The 15,624-nt window shown below is 49.6% G+C and carries 13 protein-coding genes; 11 read left to right on the top strand and 2 right to left on the bottom strand.

The genetic code is table 11. The features are described from left to right. Positions 1-3: 3 nt before the first annotated feature. Positions 4-330: a bacillithiol system redox-active protein YtxJ gene (gene ytxJ / locus JZI27_RS17265; protein ID WP_280208444.1), complete on the top strand. Its 327-nt coding sequence runs from the start codon at positions 4-6 to the stop codon at positions 328-330. Positions 331-398: 68 nt separating this feature from the next. Here the strand turns inward: ytxJ and JZI27_RS17260 are convergent, their stop codons facing one another. After that, entirely contained in the window at positions 399-2,576 is a 2,178-nt protein-coding gene (locus JZI27_RS17260) for a cell division protein FtsA (protein ID WP_280208442.1), read from the bottom strand. 226 nt (positions 2,577-2,802) lie between these two features. Here JZI27_RS17260 and JZI27_RS17255 point away from each other — a divergent pair, with 226 nt between their 5' ends. The 4 genes from JZI27_RS17255 (at position 2,803) to JZI27_RS17240 (ending at position 6,451) form a co-directional block, all read left to right on the top strand. Beyond that, entirely contained in the window at positions 2,803-3,900 is a 1,098-nt protein-coding gene (locus tag JZI27_RS17255) for a bifunctional 3-deoxy-7-phosphoheptulonate synthase/chorismate mutase (protein ID WP_280208440.1), read from the top strand. A 137-nt stretch (positions 3,901-4,037) separates the two neighbouring features. Then, positions 4,038-4,346, top strand: a complete 309-nt coding sequence (locus JZI27_RS17250; RefSeq protein ID WP_122908583.1) for a metal-sensitive transcriptional regulator — start codon at positions 4,038-4,040, stop codon at positions 4,344-4,346. 117 nt (positions 4,347-4,463) lie between these two features. After that, complete coding sequence (gene ccpA, locus JZI27_RS17245) at positions 4,464-5,474, top strand: catabolite control protein A (RefSeq protein WP_280208438.1); 1,011 nt, start codon at positions 4,464-4,466, stop codon at positions 5,472-5,474. A 41-nt stretch (positions 5,475-5,515) separates the two neighbouring features. After that, positions 5,516-6,451: a 5'-methylthioadenosine/adenosylhomocysteine nucleosidase gene (locus tag JZI27_RS17240; protein WP_280208437.1), complete on the top strand. Its 936-nt coding sequence runs from the start codon at positions 5,516-5,518 to the stop codon at positions 6,449-6,451. A 98-nt stretch (positions 6,452-6,549) separates the two neighbouring features. Here JZI27_RS17240 and JZI27_RS17235 read toward each other — a convergent pair whose 3' ends face one another. Next, positions 6,550-7,326, bottom strand: a complete 777-nt coding sequence (locus JZI27_RS17235; RefSeq protein ID WP_280208436.1) for an arylamine N-acetyltransferase family protein — start codon at positions 7,324-7,326, stop codon at positions 6,550-6,552. Positions 7,327-7,744: 418 nt separating this feature from the next. Between JZI27_RS17235 and JZI27_RS17230 the strand changes: the two genes are divergently transcribed. The 6 genes from JZI27_RS17230 to JZI27_RS17205 all read left to right on the top strand — a co-directional run bounded on the left by JZI27_RS17230 (position 7,745) and on the right by JZI27_RS17205 (position 15,594). Then, a complete protein-coding gene (locus tag JZI27_RS17230) occupies positions 7,745-8,518 on the top strand; it encodes a DeoR/GlpR family DNA-binding transcription regulator (RefSeq protein ID WP_280208435.1) in 774 nt (257 codons plus the stop codon). Next, positions 8,515-9,801: a four-carbon acid sugar kinase family protein gene (locus JZI27_RS17225; protein WP_251244705.1), complete on the top strand. Its 1,287-nt coding sequence runs from the start codon at positions 8,515-8,517 to the stop codon at positions 9,799-9,801. Before JZI27_RS17230 ends, JZI27_RS17225 begins: the two co-directional genes overlap by 4 nt. A gap of 15 nt (positions 9,802-9,816) precedes the next feature. After that, positions 9,817-10,830 (top strand): 4-hydroxythreonine-4-phosphate dehydrogenase PdxA, encoded by a 1,014-nt coding sequence (gene pdxA / locus JZI27_RS17220; protein WP_251244732.1) that lies wholly within the window; start codon positions 9,817-9,819, stop codon positions 10,828-10,830. A gap of 118 nt (positions 10,831-10,948) precedes the next feature. Beyond that, entirely contained in the window at positions 10,949-12,322 is a 1,374-nt protein-coding gene (locus JZI27_RS17215) for a GntP family permease (protein WP_280208433.1), read from the top strand. A gap of 246 nt (positions 12,323-12,568) precedes the next feature. Further along, positions 12,569-13,585, top strand: a complete 1,017-nt coding sequence (locus tag JZI27_RS17210; protein WP_122910599.1) for a TAXI family TRAP transporter solute-binding subunit — start codon at positions 12,569-12,571, stop codon at positions 13,583-13,585. A gap of 68 nt (positions 13,586-13,653) precedes the next feature. Further along, on the top strand, positions 13,654-15,594 hold the full coding sequence (locus tag JZI27_RS17205; RefSeq protein WP_481752823.1) for a TRAP transporter permease: 1,941 nt from the start codon (positions 13,654-13,656) through the stop codon (positions 15,592-15,594). Positions 15,595-15,624 lie beyond the last annotated feature (30 nt).

Raw genomic sequence — 15,624 nt, 5'->3', positions numbered from 1 at the left:
ACCATGTCACAAAAACAGCTTCATTCCACCGAAGAACTGAATGAATTCGTCGCTGGTGCGGGAAAACGTCTGTTGTTCAAGCACAGCACGATCTGCCCGATCAGCACGTCTGCTTATGAGGAATTTCAATCCTATTTGCAGGGAAATGATGTGCCAGCTGCCGTGATTCTCGTTCGCGAGGATCGTCCAGTATCCAATGAAGTAGCAGAGCGCTTTGGAATCAAGCACGAATCACCACAGATTTTCCTGCTCGAAAATGGCGAGGTCAAATGGCATACTTCCCATTGGAAAATTACGAAGGATGCGATTGAGGAAGCGCTAAAGGCTTAAGAACAATAGAAAGGGATGTCCCACAAGGTGCGTATACATCTTGTGTGGAGCATCCCTTTTTTCTACTTTTAATCCCAAAACAGCTCCAGCTTGTCGCCGCTTTTCAATTCGGTCTGAAAAGTGGCGGGCTCGCCGTTTACCAGCATAACAAAGCCAGAGATGGATTCCCGATCCGGTTTCTCAAACGACACGTCTACGTAGCGGAAGACATCGCTGAACACGGGGGTGGAGGCAGGCGTGGATTTGACAGATATGATTGCTCCGTCCGTGACGATATCATCTGCCTGTGCCTCAAAGCCGTCTTTCATGATCGAGACTTGCGCGATCGGCAGGGTGACTGGCTCGCCGTTGAAGTGGACCGAAATCGATTCCTGTACCCACTCCTCCAAAGGAATGACATCCCGGATCATCGGAATCGGAACCACCTCCAGCTGATAGACCAGCTCGTCGTCTTGGCGTACATAGTCTTGGCGAGAGCATGGTTTGCCATTTAACGTGAGCACTTCCTGATGGGACGGCACGCTGTAGCTATGGCCATTTACACTGAATTGCAGGGGGGGTAGCTGCTCCTGGCTGTCCAGTTCAATCCCAGCTTCCAGTAGGGCTTCTTCTACGGTACGAGCGAGTCGAAACTCCAGATTGCTGCGGTCTGTCACCCAGGCATCCAGAGGCTGGGGCTCACCGTTCATGATCGCGACAGGACCAAGCGAAAGAGGGCGATCGTTGCAGAGGATGTCGAGTGTCTCCACGCGATCCAGCAAGTCTTTGATTTGGACTTGTGCATCCTCGCCGTCAGTACCAGCCACGACTTTGATCACATCGCCGTCCCCAATTGCAGCATCCAGCCCCACAGCTTCCCCGTTTCGTTCGATGATGGGTGGTGTGCCATGTCCCCCTGGAATGATTTTCATCCGTCCGTTAACGGTTACACTCTTGGCCAGTCCGGGTCTACCGTACAATCGACGGATATCAAGCCCTGCTGCAATCAGACAATCACCCAGCGTCATTTTGCGCAGATCAAAAATGCGTATAGCCTGTTCATTGACCGTAATCGTCACATAACGAAGCGGGTGGCGGCGGGCTGCGACTGCGATCCCAACCGGCGTCACGAACTCCGGCCCGCTCAGGATCGAGTTCTCGTCACCAATAAATTGCTTGATTGCATCGGCACCGCGTACCGCCACTCGTGCCGCAGGAATTTTCAACACTTGCGCCACTTTTTCAGTCAGGCCAGGCGTCAGGCTTCCACCGCCAATCAGCATGACAGCCTGCGGAGCCTTTCCATTTAGCTCAATGATTTTAAAGGCAATTTTTTCGGCGAGCTGTTCAATATCGGATTGAATTGCAGCGATTACTTCAGCCGTCGTCAGGTTGTGTTCCAGCCCCAGAATATCGGTGAAGGATACTGAGTCATGCTGGGAAAGAACACGCTTTGCTTCTTCTGCCATCGGAAAATCGAGCAAGAAGGCATTCATCAATGCATCTGTAATCTCGTCGCCCGCGACTGGTACCATCCCGTAGGCGGTAATCGCTCCTTCTTCTGTCAAAGCCACGTCAGAGGTACCCGCACCAATATCTACCAGTGCGATATTCAGGCGGCGCATGGTGACCGGAATCAGGACGTTAATAGCCGCGATCGGCTCCAGGGTCAGGGCTTGCATGTCCAGATCGCAACGCTTCAAGGCTGCGATCAGGGAATCCACGACGACCCGGGGCAGGAAGGTAGCGATCACATCCGCGCTGGCCACATCTCCGCGCTGGTCAATTAGACTGCCGATCAGTTCACCGTCGAGCTGGTAGTTGACCACGCTGTAGCCGACGCAGTAATAACGGGTCACGTCCTGCTCATTCAGCTCCAAAGCCAGCTGCGTTTGCGCTTCCTGGACGGCTGCGAATTCCATCGTCAGGACGTCCTCTCGGGTGATAAAGGCATGCCGGGCGAGCGGCATATCCATCCGGACCCGTTTTGTACGCAGGGATCGTCCCGCCGCAGCTACTGCTACTTTGGTCAGAGGGCCGTTTTTTTGTTCCAGCTCTTCCTTTATTTGGTGAATAACTTTGGCGACTGCGATAACATCGTGAATCTGTCCATCGAGCATAGAGCGCTCATCATGCTCGCGTATCGCACAATCGATGACGCGAAATTGCTCACCGCTCGCCTCAACGATGAGTCCCACGACACTGCGAGTTCCGATATCTAAAGCAAAAATCAGCTCATCTTTTGCTGTTTGTTCAACCTCTAGCAAGGGTAGGTCACTCCTCGTATACAAGCATAAAACCTTAGTAAAACGTTATTGTATAATTCGACTACATGGGAAAAGAATCCTGTCGAATTTTGAGATGTTTTCGATTACCAATTTACTTTCGCGCTTTTTAGCGCTAAACTGCTGACAAGGGACTTTGAATCGATTATAATAACCCTAATTTATCGACGAGACCTAACTACTTAGAAAAAGAGGAGAGTGGAGAAACATGGCACACGATCAAATCGAAACCATGCGTAAACAGATCGACCAGATCAACCTTCAGATTCTCGAGCTGATTAATCAGCGTGCAGCCCTTGTTCAGGAAGTGGGCAAGGCTAAGGAAAAGCTGGGCAGCAACCGCTTTGACCCGGAGCGCGAGCGTCAAATGCTCAACCAGCTGGTCGAACACAACAAAGGTCCTTTCAATGACAGCACAGTACGTCATTTGTTCAAACAAATCTTCCAAGTGTCGCTTGACCTGCAAAATGACGACAAGAAAAAAGTGCTCCTCGTCAGCCGTAAGAAGAAGGCAGAAGATACGATCATCAACGTAAAAGGCGTAGAATTTGGCGGCAGCAGCCCGATTCTGATCGCTGGACCTTGCTCGGTTGAGAGCTATGAGCAAGTAAAAGCTGTTGCCGAAAATCACGTAAAACGCGGCTTGCGCACCCTGCGTGGCGGAGCGTACAAACCGCGCACATCTCCATACGATTTCCAAGGCTTGGGTGAAGAAGGTCTGAAAATTCTCAAGCGCATCGGGGATGAATACAATCTCGTCACCATCAGTGAAATTGTGACGCCTGCAGACCTGGAGCTGGCTGCTCAATATATCGACGTGATTCAAATCGGTGCGCGCAACATGCAAAACTTCGAGCTGCTGAAAGCTGCAGGTCGCCTCAACCACCCGGTTCTGCTGAAACGCGGTCTCTCCGCTACGATTGAAGAGTTCATCTACGCGGCTGAGTACATCCTGGCAGAAGGCAACTCGCAAGTCATGCTTTGCGAGCGCGGTATACGCACCTACGAAAAAGCGACCCGCAACACCCTCGATATCTCGGCTGTACCACTTCTGAAACAAGAGACGCACTTGCCTGTATTCGTTGACGTGACTCACTCCACAGGGCGTCGTGACCTGCTGTTGCCTACTGCGAAGGCAGGAATTGCCGTTGGTTCCGATGGAATCATGGTAGAGGTTCACCCGGATCCAGACGTAGCGCTGTCGGATGCCAAACAACAGCTGAACATCCCGGATTTCAACAGCTTTGTGGATGAACTGCTCGCTTCTGGCCTGTACAAAGGCGAGGTAGTGGTAGCGAGAGGATAAGGAAGCCACACGTTGGCTGGTCTTGGAGGCCCTTTCCTGGAAGTGCAGGAGGGGCCTCTCCTTATTTGACGCAGCCGGGAAAACCAAGGTAAGCTAGAGGTACATAGCGTAAATGGCATGAGGGAGGATGAGTAGGTATGAGTGAGCAAGACCATTGCTGTTCATCGGGCCGGGCGACGGAGCGTACGGACAAGACCAAGTCCAATCTGGTTTCACGGCTCAACCGGGTCGAAGGACAAATTCGCGGTATTCGTGGAATGGTAGAGAAGGACGTCTATTGTGACGACATTCTCAATCAAATCGCAGCAGTACAGTCGGCATTGAACGCGGTAGGCAAGATTTTGCTCGAGGGACACATGAAAAGCTGCGTCATGGATCGCATCCAGCAAGGGGATAATGAAGTGATTGATGAGCTTTTAAAGACTATGAACAAATTAATGAAATAAAGCGACAGGTTTGCTTGGTAAAACGATTGCAACCAGGCACAGCTTGTCGTATCATAGGTGCATATATTTTTGAAAATAATTATGAAAACCATTTTATAGGGAAAGCGAGGGTGTATGATGCCGGTTACCATTTACGATGTGGCAAGAGAAGCGGGAGTATCGATGGCTACAGTTTCACGTGTAGTGAACGGGAACCCGAACGTAAAACCGATGACCCGTAAAAAGGTGTTGGGGGCTATCGAGCGCTTGGGCTATCGACCAAATGCTGTTGCACGCGGACTAGCCAGTAAAAAAACGACTACAGTCGGTGTCATCATCCCGGATATCTCCAGTTTGTTCTTTTCAGAATTAGCGCGGGGAATTGAAGATATCGCGACGATGTACAAGTACAACATCATTTTGTGCAACTCCGACCAGCGTCTGGAAAAAGAACTGCAGCTCATCAATACGCTTCTGGAAAAGCAGGTGGACGGGCTTCTGTTCATGGGGGCGGAGATCAAGGAAGACCACCTGCAGGCGTTGACCAGCACACAGGTGCCGACGGTGCTTGCCGCGACACGTGATGCTGATAACAAATTGCCCTCTGTCACCATCGATCACTACCAGGCAGCCTATGATGCTACCGAGGCATTGATCCAGAGAGGTCACAAGCGGATCGGGATGATTACCGGACCGATGAACGATCCACTCGGTGGGTTGATGCGTTTTGAGGGATACAAGCAGGCACTAAAGGATGCAGGAATCAGCCTGGATGAAGCTCTGGTGGCGGGGGGCAATCTGTTCTATGAATCGGGCTTGTCTCATACCAAGGAATTTCTACAGCTGAAGGAACCGCCGACAGCGATTTTTGCAGCCAATGACGAGATGGCGATTGGTGCTATCCATGCCGTACAAGACTCCGGACTTCACGTGCCAAACGATGTCGAAGTGATCGGACATGACAACATCCGTCTGACGGAAATGGTTCGTCCCCGTCTCACCTCTGTCGTGCAGCCGATGTATGATATCGGAGCAGTGGCGATGCGCCTGCTGACTAAATACATGAACAACGAGCATGTGGAAGAGCATGTCGTCTTGCTGCCACATCGAATCGAGTATCGGGAAAGTACCAAACCGGATCAGGCATAACCACACGACATGGAATGGGCTAGCTAGAGGAGGGTGTACGAATGCGGATCGGAATCATCGGGGCGATGGACGAGGAAATCGCCTTATATATGGAAGCAATGAGTCAAACAACCACGACCGTAAAGGCTGGGATCACGTACTACAGCGGCAAGCTGGAAGAAAATGACGTGGTACTCTGCAAGTCGGGGGTTGGCAAGGTCAATGCAGCTGTTACTACGCAGATCCTGATCGATCAATTTCAGGTGGATCATGTCATTTTCACAGGCGTTGCAGGTGCCGTTCATCCTGAATTGAATATTGGCGATATTGTCGTCTCCACGGATTGTATTCAGCACGATATGGATGTTACTCCGCTCGGTTTTGCGCCTGGACAGATTCCTTACACGGAGCAGTGGGTCTGGAAAGCGGACCAAACGCTTATGGAAAAGGCTGTCGAGGCAGGCAAGGAGCTGGAAGCAGGAGTCCAGGTTGTTACAGGACGCATTTTGTCCGGAGATCAATTCGTAGCGAGCCGTGAGAAGGTGGCCGCACTCTACGAACAGTTTGGCGCACACTGCACCGAAATGGAGGGAGCCGCTGTCGCACAGGTCTGCGCGATGAACAGCATTCCGTTCGTCGTCGTCCGCTCCATGTCCGACAAGGCAGACGGCTCCGCGCACGTCAATTTTGTAGAATTCACCAAGCTGGCTTCCCAGCGTTCCTTTGCCATTGTGAGCAAGATGCTGGCAGATGCCAAAGACAGTGCCGACGTGATCGTCTACTCCACGAAAAACTGCATCGATTGCAACCTGGTGAAGCAATGGCTGACCGCCAAAGGTGTAAGCTTCGAAGTGCGCGATGTCATGACCAGCCGCGCCTACCAGGAAGAGGTCGAGCGTTTTGGCTTTATGGGTGTTCCCGTGACCGTCCTGGGAGATAAAGCGGTAAAAGGCTTCCAACCTTCCGAGCTGGAAGCGTTGGTGGGGAGCAAGGAATAGTCGTCTAGTCTTGTGAAAACAGATAAGCGCGTAGACAGGTTTGATCAGCCTGTTCTACGCGCTTTTTGGTCTGTTGTAGCAATGGCATTGTCCGTGATTTACATCTCGAAATGCTGCTTCAACAGATTCTTGTACCGCTCGAAGTCAATCTCCTCTTTTGTCACGTTTCCATCCGCCCATTGTGTGAAGGACGTGTCGGTTAACGTAACATTTCCATCGGCGGTCAGTCGCGTGACCAGCCGATTTTTGTTAAAGGGAGACTCCTCGTGTTCTACAATAATCGTCTGGACCTCATCCAATTCCGACACATCGGTAATAGGCTTTGTGGAATCAAAGCAATAACCGATTCTCCAGTCCGTATCCTTATGCTTTAGCTTCAGCTCAAGCACATAGTCCCCGTGTCTGTTCGCCGCTTTTTTGATCCGAAATTCCCCATTGCTGGAGATGACCACATCCCCGGACAGAGGAACGGGCTTTAAGGGCAGATTCGCACCAAAGCCTGTATCGATGACATACGTTTGATCGTTGTGCGTGACCAGTATCGTGACATGCGTTCTGCCAATCGGCAAATAATCTTGAATTGCGCCGTTGTACACAACCCCACGAGCTAAAACCGCGTCAAAACCATTCTCGATCAGGAAGAGATAGAGGATCGAATTCAGTTCATAGCAAAGCCCGCCTTCTTGATTCACGAGTATTTTGTTGATTAAGTTTTCTATTGAGATTGGCCTAGTATTATTCGCAAGTATACATAAATTTTCAAAAAGGATGCTGTGTGCGGTTCTTGTCAGGACGGTTTCCAGCGATTCGAATGTGAGATGTTCGTGTTCGGGTATGTTGATTCTCTTGCGAAATAATATGTTTAGTTGGCTCATGAATCATTCCTCCGCACGTTACTTTTTAATGCTACTCATTCATTCTATTATTCATCAAATAGGAAAATAGTAACATATTTAACCAATTATATTACCAAAATCTACAATAATATCAAAAAATGTTATATTATGTAAAAAATGAGTAAGTTTAAGTAATTAATTTACAAATATAGCGATTAGAGGAGGTGGGTACATTAGAACCTGTAACAAAGATTGACTCTAGAAAAAAGCATTACAGAGTACATCGGAAACAAGGGATTTATGAAGAGAAAGGATGTTACAAAAGCACATTCCTATTTGTGAAAAAAAAACGAGGAATGTTAAATGTACACAATAGTGTGTTTAATCCTTGACAAAATTGTTCAAAAACAACATACTAACACTATAAAATGTTCGAAATGAACAAAGGGTGATGACTTTGTTACCACAAGAGCGAAGAAAATGGATTTTGGAACAGCTAAGCAAGGACGAGAAAATCGATATTGATCAACTTGCTGAACAGCTCCATGTATCAGCCATGACCATTCGCCGGGATCTCTCTACCCTGGAAGAAGAAGAGAAGATCATCCGTACATTCGGAGGGGCAATTCTCAACAAGCCCTTGATCATGGAAACACCTTTTCTCACAAAAGAGGGAAAATACAGCAGCCAAAAACGGCAAATCGCCCGAAAGGCTGTGACACTCGTTTCGGATCACTCGACGATACTATTGGATTCTGGAACAACCAACCTGGAGATTGCCAGATTGCTCAAGGATAAAAAACACCTGACTGTGATCACCAATGATATCAAAATCGCTGCCGAGCTGATGGACAGTGAGGTAAAGGTCATCGTGACAGGCGGGGAGCTGCAAAATGGTGTAGGCGCGTTGTTTGGCCCGCTCACGGAGCAGATCCTGAAAAATATCCACGTTGATCTGTTTTTCCTGGGTGCTCATGCGGTCCATCTGGACGCGGGTATTACGGTAACTACCTTTGAAAAGGCTTCCATTAAAAAAATGATGATAGAAGCAGCGGGAACCACCTGGTTAGTAGCGGATTCCAGCAAGTTTGACCAGAAGTCGTTTACGAAGGTCTGCGATCTTGCAAGTCTTGACGGATTGATTACAGATGATGGGTTAACAGCAGAAGACAAGGAAAAGCTAAAAGAACATCTGAAAGTTGTGACAGCAGAGGTGGGAGAGGCCACATGAAAATTGGAGTCATTGCAGATGACCTGACAGGGGCGAACGCGACTGGCGTGAGGCTCGCCCGGCAAGGCTTTGAGGCAGCGACGATGGTGCATTTCAACAATCTTCCTACATCGGAATCGTACAACGCGGTATGCGTGGATACGGATAGCCGATATGCGAGAGCAGAAGTGGCGCAGCTGAGAGTCAAGACCGTTTTGGATAATCTCACAAAATGGGGCGCCGATGTCATCTGCAAGCGCATCGACAGTACAGTCCGGGGCAATATTGGTGTAGAAATCGATACCGTATTGTCCGAGCTTGGTGAAAAAGCGATTGCAGTGGTGGTAGCGTCCTACCCGGATTCGGGGCGAATTACCTCTGGGGGCTATCTGCTGGTAAATGGCATCCCCCTGCAGGCGACGGATGTAGCAAAAGATCCGGTCGCTCCGCTCACCGAATCGTATGTGCCGGCCATTGTGCAAAAACAAAGCAGCTATCCAGTTTCGTACATTCCGCTGGAGACGGTTTTGGCTGGCGCGCTGGAAACGGAACAGGCTATGCGGACGCTGATCTCAGAGGGCAAACGGATCTTGGTCATGGATGCCGTGACCGATGAGGAGATCGAATCGATTGCCAAAGCGATGGCCGCGATTAAGGATTACCAGATGATTCCCGTTGATCCTGGGCCGTTGTCCTCTATCTATTCCAAGGTGTATACCCGCCAGCATGCAAGCGACAAAAAGATTCTGGTGACGGTGGGGAGCATCACCTCCAATGCGGCAGGTCAATTGCAATATCTGGTGGAAAAAACGAATGCCCAACCGATCTACGTGGACGCTAAAAAGCTGGCGAGCATGAACGAATCGTGGGACGAAGAGACCAATCGTGTGATTCAGGTCGTTTTGGAGGAAATGAAGAAGCAGTCTATCCTGATCATCACGACGAATTCTCCCTTCGCCGAACCGCTGAACCTGAAGGAGATCGCCAAAGAGCAGCAGACGACACAGGAAAGTCTGGCGAAGCGCATTGCAGACGGGCTGGGGAAAATTACGCGCCTGGTGATTCAGAAGAGCGAGTATGAAATCGGCGGCTGCTTCACCAGTGGCGGAGATGTGACGGCATCCCTCTGCGCGATTGGCGGTGCAGAAGGAATCAAGCTGGAAGTAGAGGTACTCCCCTTGGTGGCATATGGTCACCTGATCGGAGGGTATCTGGATGGCATTCCTCTTGTCACCAAAGGCGGTATGGCAGGCGATAAGAAAGCCATCTACACAAGCATTCAATTTCTTTTGGCAAAATGTTAAGGAGGAACAAAAATGATGACAACACAGAGAGCGATTATTGCGATTCCGATGGGGGACCCGGCAGGGATTGGACCAGAGATCACGATGAAATCGCTGACGAAAAAAGAAATCTACGATGTATGCAAGCCGCTGGTCATTGGCGATGCCAAGGTTCTCGCCAAAGCCATTGAGATCGTACAAGCGGATTTGAAAATCAACAAAGTGAGCTCTCCTGCTGAAGGAAAATACGAGCTGGGAACAGTCGATGTCATCGATCTGGACAATATCGATATCGAGAAGCTTGAATACGGTCAAGTATCGGCACAGGGCGGCCAAGGCGCATTTGAATACATCAAAAAATCAGTAGACCTGGCCATGAATGGCGAAGTGAAAGCACTGGCGACAACACCGATCAACAAGGAGTCTCTGCAAGCGGCGAAGGTGCCTTTCATCGGTCATACCGAAATGCTCGAATCGCTCACGAACACCAAAGATCCGTTGACCATGTTTGAAGTGAACGGCATGCGCATCTTCTTCCTGACGCGCCATCTATCCTTGAAGGATGCGATTGCGCAGATGACCAAAGAACGCGTGCAGGACTACCTGATTCGCTGCGATCAAGCTCTGAAGCGGCTGGGTGTCGAATCGAGGAAAATCGCGGTGGCCGGCCTGAATCCACATAGCGGTGAGGGCGGATTGTTCGGCAGGGAAGAAGTGGATGAAATCAAGCCGGGTGTTGAGGCAGGCAGACAGGCAGGTATTGATGCTGTAGGACCAGTACCAGCGGATTCCGTCTTCTTCCAGGCGCTGCATGGAAGATATGATGCCGTCTTGTCTCTCTACCATGACCAGGGACATATCGCGGCGAAAATGACAGATTTCCACAGAACCATCTCGATTACCAACGGATTGCCTTTCCTGCGCACCTCTGTTGACCACGGTACCGCTTTTGACATCGCTGGGAAAAACATCGCGGAGAGCATCAGTATGGAAGAGTGCATCAAGCTCGCAGCACAATACGCACCTAAGTTTACAAGCAATACGCTGTAATTCAGGGACCGCGGGCTTGTTTGGCTAGAATGAGAGACTTGTGATGAAGGGCGAATAGCGCCCTTCATTACAAATCCATTCAAATGTAAACACTTTCACACAAAGGAGGATCAGAGGTATGGACGTTTCAGGAACGCAAATGGTGGTTGGCTTGGTTTTAGCGGTCGTTATCTTGATTTTTCTCGTATTAAGAACAAAGATTCATGCTTTTCTAGCGCTGATCACCGCAGCATCCATTGCAGGAATTGTAGGAGGAATGGCTCCGGTAAAAGTAGCGGACACCATTTCAGCAGGTTTTGGGAGTACCCTTGCATCCATCGGGATCATCATCGGTTTGGGTGTCATGATCGGGCGGATTCTTGAGGTGTCCGGGGCTGCTGAGACCCTTGCTTATTCCTTGATTCGATTTGTAGGCAAGAAAAAAGAAGAATGGGCGATGGCGATTGCTGGTTATATCGTTTCCATTCCGATCTTCGTGGACTCTGCCTTTGTTATTTTAAACCCATTGGTAAAAGCGCTTTCAAAGAAAACAGGGAAATCGGTCATCTCCTTAGGTGTAGCGTTGGCTGTCGGTCTTGTGATAACGCACTCGTTGGTGCCGCCTACGCCAGGTCCTTTGGGTGTTGCAGGGATTTTTGGAGTCGACATCGGACTGATGATCGCTTTGGGTCTGTTGTTCGGTATTCCGATCATGATCGTGGGCGTTTTGTATGCGAAATGGCTGGGCAACAGGATTTATCAAATTCCGGATGATTCAGATGCAGGTTTCTCCAGACCAGATACCAAAATCGCGTACCAGGAGTTTTTGGATTTGGCTGATAAAAAATCGGCTGAGCTGCCTTCTTTGTCAAAATCCTTGCTGCCGATTCTCATCCCGATCATTCTTATTTTCCTGAACACCACGCTTTCCGCGATGGAGCTGACTACCGGTTTCTATGAAATTTTGATCTTCTTGGGTAAACCGATTATCGCCGTCAGCATTGGCTTGATCGCAGCTATCTACGCGTTGGCTGGACATCTGAGCCGTTCCGCGACACTCGACCGGATGGAAGAGGGAATCCAAACAGCCGGGATCATTATTCTCGTTACCGGTGCAGGTGGCGCTCTTGGTGCCGTATTGCGTGAGAGCGGTGCAGGGGATTTCATCGCAGGTAAAATTGCGGAATTGCCTCTGCCAGCGATTCTCATCCCATTCTTTGTCGCTACGCTCGTCCGTCTGGTTCAAGGTAGCGGAACCGTAGCGATGGTGACAGCAGCTTCTATTTCCGCGCCGATTCTGGCTAACATGGAAGTGAATATGGCACTGGCAGCTCAAGCGGCTGCGATGGGTTCGATGATCTTCTCCTATTTCAACGACAGCTTGTTCTGGGTCGTAAACCGTATGCTGGGTATTAAAAATGTAAAAGAGCAAATCATGGTTTGGTCTGTTCCTACCACGATCTCCTGGTTTGTCGGTCTGGTTTGTCTCTTGATCGCGAATATGTTTATGTAAGACAGGCACTACGCACCCCCTAGCAGGACATGGGTATCACCTTTCGAGGTTGATCCGCTGTTCCAGCAGGGGGTGTATTTTGCGTTTTGATCGGATGCGGAAGAGGCACATCTTTGCTTGAATAGCACAAAAATTTCGTTAATAGTTTGACAGAGTACTTAACGAACGCATACAATATGATTAATTAATTTCATGGTTAAGAAATATTTGAAAAAAATATTTCAAAGCAAATCAAGGGGGTAGACGATGAAAAAGACTGGCTTTCGATTTGGGGCATTTCTTCTATTATCTATGACTTTGGCTTTGACTGCTTGCAGCGGGGGGCAAGACTCTTCGGCTGTGCCGGGTGGAGGAGCGGCCAAGCAGGATGACTTCCGAACGGATATTCAGATTGGGACTGGGAGTACAGGCGGTACCTATTTTCCTTTAGGTCAGGAAATCTCCAATTTGCTGAATGCGAATGTGAAGGTGGATGGGTTTAATTCCAGTGCTGTTGCTTCTGGAGCTTCGGTAGACAATCTGGCGAAAATCGGGCGCGGCGAGATGCAAATGGGAATGACCGTGCATTTAACTGCGCTGGGAGCAGTAAATGGCAAAGATGATTTTGAGGGAACAAAGGTAGAAAACTTCGGTTTTATGGGCCACATCTACCCGGAGGTTATGCAGGTCGTTTCCTTGAAATCCAAGGGAATTCAATCGATTGCTGATCTGAAAGGCAAAAAAGTGGCAATCGGGCCAGCGGGGAGCGGAACACAATTCGCAGCAAAGCTGGTGTTGGAGGCTTACGGGATCAAAGACGGAGATTACGAGGCATTCCAGGAAGGCTTCGGCGATGCAAAAGGCAAACTGCAGGATGGGGTCATTGATGCTTCTTTCGGATTGCTGGGATTGCCCGCCTCCAGCATCGACGAGCTGCAAGCCCAGACGAAAAATGTGCAGTACTTGCCGATCGAAGGGGATGCACTGAAGTACGTGGAGGACCATAGCGATTACGGCGCATTTGAAATTCCGGCAGATACATACACCTGGTTGGATAAGCCGGTAAGCACGGTGTCCGCATATGCCATTATGGTAGGTTCCACCAACCAGATCAGCGAAGAGCTGGGATATGAGATTACCAAGGCCATGTTTGAGAATGCCGGGCAAATCACGCACCAGCAAGGCAGCAATCTGACAAAAGAAAATGCGCTGAAAGGCTCTGAGGGACTTCCTTTTCATCCAGGTGCTGAAAAATACTTTAAAGAAGCAGGAATCTTGAAGTAGCTTGCAAGAATGGACCGGATCGCTCGCTATCCGGTTCTCTTTGTTTGAACAAGTAAAAAAGGGGTGATTTGGTGGAAAAACGACACGAAGAATTGCAACAAGAATTGCTTGCGAAATACGATGCGGAAAGCGCCTATCGCACACAGCTGGGAAAATTCGCGGCGGTGGTTACGCTGCTTGGCATATCCTTGACTTTGTTTCACCTGTATACGGCCTTTAGGGGGCCATACGTTTCCATTATTCAAGGAGCCATTCATGTAGGAACGGCGCTTTCCCTGATTTTCATCTTGTACCCAGCGAAAAGATCGCTGCTGAAAAAGGGCGGCGTTCCCGTATACGATTTTGTACTCGCACTGGCTGCCATTTTTGCAAATTTTTATATTGTCTTTCATTATGAACGAATTACAACCAAAGCGATTATTCTAGGGTTTACATCGCTGGACATCGCAGTGGCGACGATCGGGATTCTCTTGCTCCTGGAAGCGACGCGTCGTTCTGTCGGCATGCCGATCGTCATCATTGCTGCGCTGGCCATGTCCTATGGATTATGGGGGAAAGGCATTCCGTATTTCGGGCATGCAGGCTTTAGCTGGAAGGTTCTGTCGACAGAGCTTTTCTTCAACTCCAACGCAATCTTTGGCATCCCCATTCAAATTTCTTCTACCTATATCTTTCTGTTCTTATTTTTCGGCGTCATGTTAGCCAAGACTGGAATCAGCCAATTTTTCAACGACCTCTCTTTTGCGGCGACTGGAAGACTGACAGGAGGGACAGCGAAAGCAGCGGTCACGGCAAGTGCCTTGCAAGGCATGGTGACGGGGAGCTCGGTGGCCAATACGGTCGGCTCCGGTTCTTTTACCATCCCGATGATGAAGCGAGCTGGATTTAAGCCCGAATTTGCGGCGGCGACGGAGGCTTCTGCTTCAACAGGCGGGCAAATCATGCCGCCGATCATGGGCGCAGCTGCCTTTATCATGGCTGAGTATACGGGGATTCCGTACAACGAGATCATGATCATCGCCATCATTCCCGCTCTTCTCTACTTCATCGGCATTTACTTTGGAACCCATTTTGAAGCTAAAAAACATGGCATTTTGGGACTTCCCAAGGAAAAGCTTCCTCGTTTTGAAGGATTGTTCAAGAGAATGGATCTCCTGCTCCCGCTTCTGACCATCATTGGACTTCTGCTCGTAGGCTACACGCCAACCTATGCGGCGCTTTGGGGAATTGCAGCTGCACTTTTGGTAAGCTCATTTCGCAAAGATACGCGATTATCCATTCGCGAGCTGCTCGCTTCGCTGGAGCAAGGAGCGAGAACGGCATTGTCGGTGATTGCCGCTTGTGCAACGGCTGGAATTATTGTCGGGATTGTCGTGCTTACAGGTCTTGGCGGAAAGATTGCCGGAGGGATTCTGGAACTCGCCGGAGGCAGCTTCTTTTTGATCCTATTTTTCACGATGATTGCCTGTATCGTGCTGGGGATGGGACTCCCAACCACAGCGAATTACGTGGTGACTGCTACCATGGCGGCTCCAGCTCTAATGGAATTTGGCGTCCCGATGATCGCGGCCCATATGTTTGTGTTTTACTTCGGTATCGTAGCCGATATTACGCCGCCGGTATGCTTGGCTGCCTATGCCGGGGCGGGGATCGCCCAAGCCAACCCAATGAAGGCAGGGTTTATTGCCGTAAAGCTTGCGATCGCCGCGTTTATCATTCCGTATGTTTTCGTCTTTAATCCAATCCTACTATTAGAAGGTGAATCACTCTGGTTCCTGATCGTTCCTTTGATTACCGCTTTGATCGGCATGGCAAGCATCAGTGCGGGCATTATGGGCTACTTGATCCGAACCGCTAGTGTGTTTGAACGGAGCCTGCTGGTGCTCGCCGGATTGATGCTGGTGTATCCAGAGGGAATACTGGTCTCATTGATCGGGCTTGTGATCATGCTGGCTGTTGGCTTTTTCCAGTATCGCAAGGACAGAAAGCTGGAAGTCAGTGTAGGTTGATAAACGCATAGAAAGAATAGGAAATCCCCC

Origin of the sequence: Brevibacillus sp. AY1 (assembly GCF_029870785.1) — a bacterium.
Taxonomy (GTDB): domain Bacteria; phylum Bacillota; class Bacilli; order Brevibacillales; family Brevibacillaceae; genus Brevibacillus; species Brevibacillus invocatus.
The sequence above is the reverse complement of the archived record's forward strand: the minus strand, read 5'-3'. Positions and strand labels throughout refer to the sequence as shown.